General features: G+C 33.6%; 2 protein-coding genes and 1 pseudogene. 2 read left to right on the top strand and 1 reads right to left on the bottom strand.

All coding sequences use genetic code 11. The annotated features are described in order from the left end of the window. On the bottom strand, positions 1-1,201 hold a 1,201-nt coding region (metG, locus tag WFK35_RS20610; protein ID WP_336734347.1), incomplete at its 3' end, for a methionine--tRNA ligase. A gap of 333 nt (positions 1,202-1,534) precedes the next feature. On the opposite strand from metG, the gene WFK35_RS20615 reads away from it, so the two are divergent. Beyond that, the gene (locus WFK35_RS20615) at positions 1,535-4,270 is read left to right on the top strand and encodes a SusC/RagA family TonB-linked outer membrane protein (RefSeq protein WP_214589273.1); all 2,736 of its coding nucleotides are present in this window, start codon (positions 1,535-1,537) and stop codon (positions 4,268-4,270) included. A gap of 10 nt (positions 4,271-4,280) precedes the next feature. Beyond that, positions 4,281-4,926: pseudogene (locus WFK35_RS20620) on the top strand (RagB/SusD family nutrient uptake outer membrane protein); the annotation flags it as partial.

The raw sequence follows: 4,926 nt of genomic DNA on the forward strand, positions 1-4,926 counted from the left end.
ACACAGCAACTCTGTTGATGAAATTTCCGAAAATTCCAACCAATTCAGAATTATTTTTCGTTTGAAAATCCTTCCACGTAAAATTATTATCTTTTGTTTCAGGAGCGGATGAAAGCAGGGCATATCTTAATACATCCTGTTGTCCCGGGAAATCTTCCACATATTCGTGCGCCCAAACCGCCCAGTTTCTTGAGGTGGAAATTTTATCATTCTCAAGATTAAGGAATTCAAAAGCAGGAACATTTTTAGGCATGATATAATCACCGTGAGCCTTCATCATAGAAGGGAAAATAATACAGTGGAACACGATATTGTCTTTTCCAATGAAGTGAATCAAATCACTTTCTTCGCTTTGCCAGTAATCTTTCCAGTTTTTTCCGTTTTTTTCCGCCCATTCTTTCGTGAAAGAGATATATCCGATTGGTGCATCGAACCAAACGTACAATACCTTTCCTTCCGCATTCGGGAGCGGAACCGGAACACCCCAGTTCAGGTCTCTGGTCATTGCACGAGGTTTTAACCCATCATTTAACCATGATTTCACCTGTCCGTAAACATTCGGTTTCCAGTCGTCTTTATGACCTTCAATAATCCATTCATTCAGGAAATCCTCATATTCATTTAATGGTAAGTACCAGTTTTTTGTGTCTTTCAGAATAGGAACGTTTCCGCTTAACATGGATTTCGGATTAATCAGTTCCGAGGGTGAAAGGGTAGTACCGCATTTTTCACACTGGTCTCCGTAAGCGTTTTCATTACCACAGTTAGGACAGGTTCCGACGATGTATCGGTCTGCTAAAAATTCTCCTGCCTGTTTGTCGAAATACTGCTCAGACATTTCTTCCGTAAACTTTCCTTTTTCGTAAAGAACCTTAAAGAAATCCTGACTAGTCTCGTAGTGTTTTGGAGAGGTTGTTCTGGAGTATTCGTCAAAAGAAATCCCCAAATCCGAAAAAGATTTTTTAATGATTTCGTGGTATTTGTCTACAATATCCTGTGGCGTTACCCCTTCTTTTTTTGCTCTTATGGTAATAGGAATTCCATGCTCATCGCTTCCGCAGATAAACGCTACATCTTTCCCTAATCTTCTCTGAAATCTCGCATATACATCAGCAGGAATATAGACACCTGCTAAATGTCCTATATGAACCGGTCCGTTTGCATAAGGCAAAGCTGCCGTAATCATCTTTCTGTTTGACATTTATAGTAAAGTTTTAAGCTACAAAGATAATGATTATCCGTGAAAATCGAATATTCTACGAATTTTGAAGACTAGTGAGTGTTTTCGAGGGTTGAAATATTACATTTAGTTAAACTAATGTTTAACTTTTTGTGAATTTAGGAACTATATTATGCGCTGCATATTTTAGTATAATATTTTGATATGAAGTGATTTAAGTTAAAAAGATCGTTTAATATACATAAATTTATGTTAATTTTAAATAAAATTATGATAATTATAATTTTTTTATAAATTGCAACACAAGCAGTGATGCTTATTTAACAAGAACGAAACTATATAAAAGAAATTATTGTGAAAAACTTTACAACGGTATTAAAAATTGCGCCTGCATTTTTATTAGCAAGTACAATGATTCATGCTCAAACAAAAGACTCTGCTACGAAAGAAAAAAAGATAGAAGAGGTTGTTTTGATTGGGTATGGAGCTAAAAAGAAAACAGATCTCACAGGATCTATTACAGCACTATCATCAGCTGATTTTAATAAAGGTGCTGTAGCAACTGCAGAAGGACTTATTAACGGACGTGCTTCCGGAGTTGTGATTACCCAGTCCGGAACACCGGGGAGTGAGCCTGTAATTAGAGTTAGGGGAGGCTCTTCCTTAAATGCCAGTAACGAGCCTTTACTTGTTGTTGATGGACTGCCTTTGGACGGTGTTTCTTTATCAACAATTAATCCAAATGATATAGAATCTTTTTCTATATTGAAAGATGCTGCATCTACAGCTATTTATGGATCCAGAGGATCTAATGGGGTTTTATTAATCACGACTAAAAAAGGAGGTAAAAAATTAAGAGTATCATTAAATGCTTTTACAACGGTTAATACTTTAGCTAAAAAAATTAAAGTATACAATGGTGATGAATTTAGATCTTTAATTAACCAGTATGTACCTGGAAAAGTTGCTCAATTAGGTGCAGCTAATACGGATTGGCAAGATGAAATTTTTAAAACTTCTGTGACTAATGATATTAATGCTTCAGTTTCAGGAAGTTTATTTGGTAAAGTTCCAACTCGTTTTTCAGTAGATCATTTAGACAATACAGGGTTATTAATTACTTCTGGTTTTAAAAGAACGACAGGTAATATTGCCATAAGTCCAAGCTTTTTTGATGATCATTTAAAATTTAATATTACAGGTACTTATTCTTATACTTTTAAGAATAATGCTGATGAAGGTGCTATCGGAAATGCACTTTCTATGAACCCGACACAATCTGTTTATGATAGTAGTTCTATCTACGGAGATGGTTATTATGAGAATAAAGGTGGAAATTTTAATGCTACGACAGGAACATACAATCCTAATGGAGTAGCTAATCCTGTGGCTCAGTTAAAAAACAAACATGATATTCAAAATTTTAAAAGATTTTTTGGAAATGTGAATATGGAATATAAATTCCATTTTTTGCCGGAATTGAGGTTAATTGCAAATGCAGGTTTAGATAGCAAAGAGCTCGATGGTCACGTTACCACAAATAAATATTCCAGAAATGGCTATTATTCTGTAAAAAATACATTTGCTTATTATGGATCTGAATCGTTTTCTGGAGAAAGCCTATTGAATAAAAATGCTAATGTACAGTTAGATTATGCGAAGACTTTTGGCAAATTTAATTTTGATATTATGGGGGGGTATGAATACCAAAATTATCATAAAACAAGTTTTGCAACAGGTAATGTTTTCTTATATTCATTAGATCCAGCCAATAATTTCTATAATCCTGATTCTAAACCTGATGTTAATTTGCAGGCTTTTTTTGGTAGATTAAATTTAGGATATGCAGGTAAGTATTTGATTACTTTAAACTATAGAAGGGATGGGTCTTCCCGTTTTAGTAAAGACAATAGATGGGGTAATTTCGGAGGTGTAGCTGCAGCTTGGAAAATTTCGGAAGAAAATTTTTTAAAAGGCAATTCTGCAATATCTGATCTAAAGTTAAGAGCAAGTATAGGAAAAACAGGTCAACAAGATATTGGAGATTATAGATTTGACTATTTTAAGACGTATAATATTTCTTCAACTTTATTTTATCAGTTTGGAAATACATTTTATCAGATTGCTAAAGCAAATGGATATAATGAAAATCTAAAATGGGAAGAGAGCTTCAAATATAATGTAGGATTAGATTTTGGATTCGCAAATAATAGAATAACAGGAACGTTAGACTTTTATTTAGCAGACACTAAAGATTTATTATCTATTGTTCCTGAGGGACCTTTAGAAAACTTAAGAATTATAGGCCCAAAAAATATTGGGAGATTACAGTCAAAAGGTATTGACTTAGGCTTGGACATTAAAGCTGTAAAAAAGGAAAATTTTACCTTAAACTTCAATTATAACTTAACCTATAATACTATAAAGATAAAAGAACTAGAACTTGATAATATAGATAAAGGAGGTGTTGGTTTAGGGGCTTTTATTCAAACATTCGCTACAGGATATTCTCCTTATGCATTTAATGTTTATCAACAGGTTTATGACAGTAATGGTAAGCCAATAGAAGGAGCTTATGTGGACAGAAATAATGATGGAGTAATAACTTCTGCAGATAAATATATTTATAAAAAGCCACAGGCCGATGTAACAATGGGCTTTATGACCAATGCTACTTTTGGAAAACATATTGACTTCTCAATGGCTTGGAGAGCAAGTATAGGAAACTATGTTTATGATAGAATTTCAGCAGACCGGGCTCAGTTGGGTAATATTAATAATACAGTAGATGGTACAATTAATAATGCTCCTGTCGACTTTAGTGATACAGGTTTTTCACAAACACGTAAAGAGTCTGACTATTACGTAAAAAATGGAAGCTTTGTAAAATTGGATAATGTAACGTTAGGTTACACATTTAATAAGCTATTAAAGAATAACGGATCGATTAGATTATACACAGGTATAAATAATGTGCTGATCATAACAAAGTACAAAAATTTAGATCCAGAGGTATTTAATAACGGAATTGATAATTCAATATATCCTAGAGCCAGAATGTTTACTTTTGGAATTAATGCTAACTTTTAAATGTGGAAAAATGAAATTAAATATATTAAAATTAAGAAACTTAGCCATTGCCAGTGCATTTATTTTATCAATGACTTCTTGTCTCAATGATTTGGATGTTAAAGTAAATGATGATGAATTATATACTTCTGAGCAATTTTATGCGAATCCGGAGTCATATAAACAATTTTTAGCAAAAATTTATGCTGGTTTAGCGGTAACAGGACAAACTTCTCCTAACGGGAATTCAGATTTAGGAGCAGAAGCAGATGGAGGACCTAACGAGGGGTTTTCACAATACATCAGAGGATATTGGCAACTGCAGGAGCTAACGACTGATGAGGCAATTATTGCATGGGGAGAGTCTGATAATCCGGGGATTAGAGATCTGAACTTCAATACTTGGAATGCAGATAACAAATTTAACGAGGCTTTTTTTGCAAGAATATTTTTTCAAGTAGGTTTGGTAAATGAATTTTTAAGAGAAACGACAGATGAAAAGTTATCTTCTAGAGGTGTTTCAGCAGATTTAAAGGCCCAAATAAAAATTTTTCGTGCTGAGGCAAGATTCTTAAGAGCATTATCTTACTATCATGCAATAGATATTTATGGAAAAGTACCTTTTGCTACCGAAGACAATATCATTGGTTCTGGAGTGAAACCACCAATGCAATCAA

This window comes from Chryseobacterium sp. VD8 (assembly GCF_037149975.1).
GTDB classification, from domain to species: Bacteria; Bacteroidota; Bacteroidia; order Flavobacteriales; family Weeksellaceae; genus Chryseobacterium; species Chryseobacterium indicum.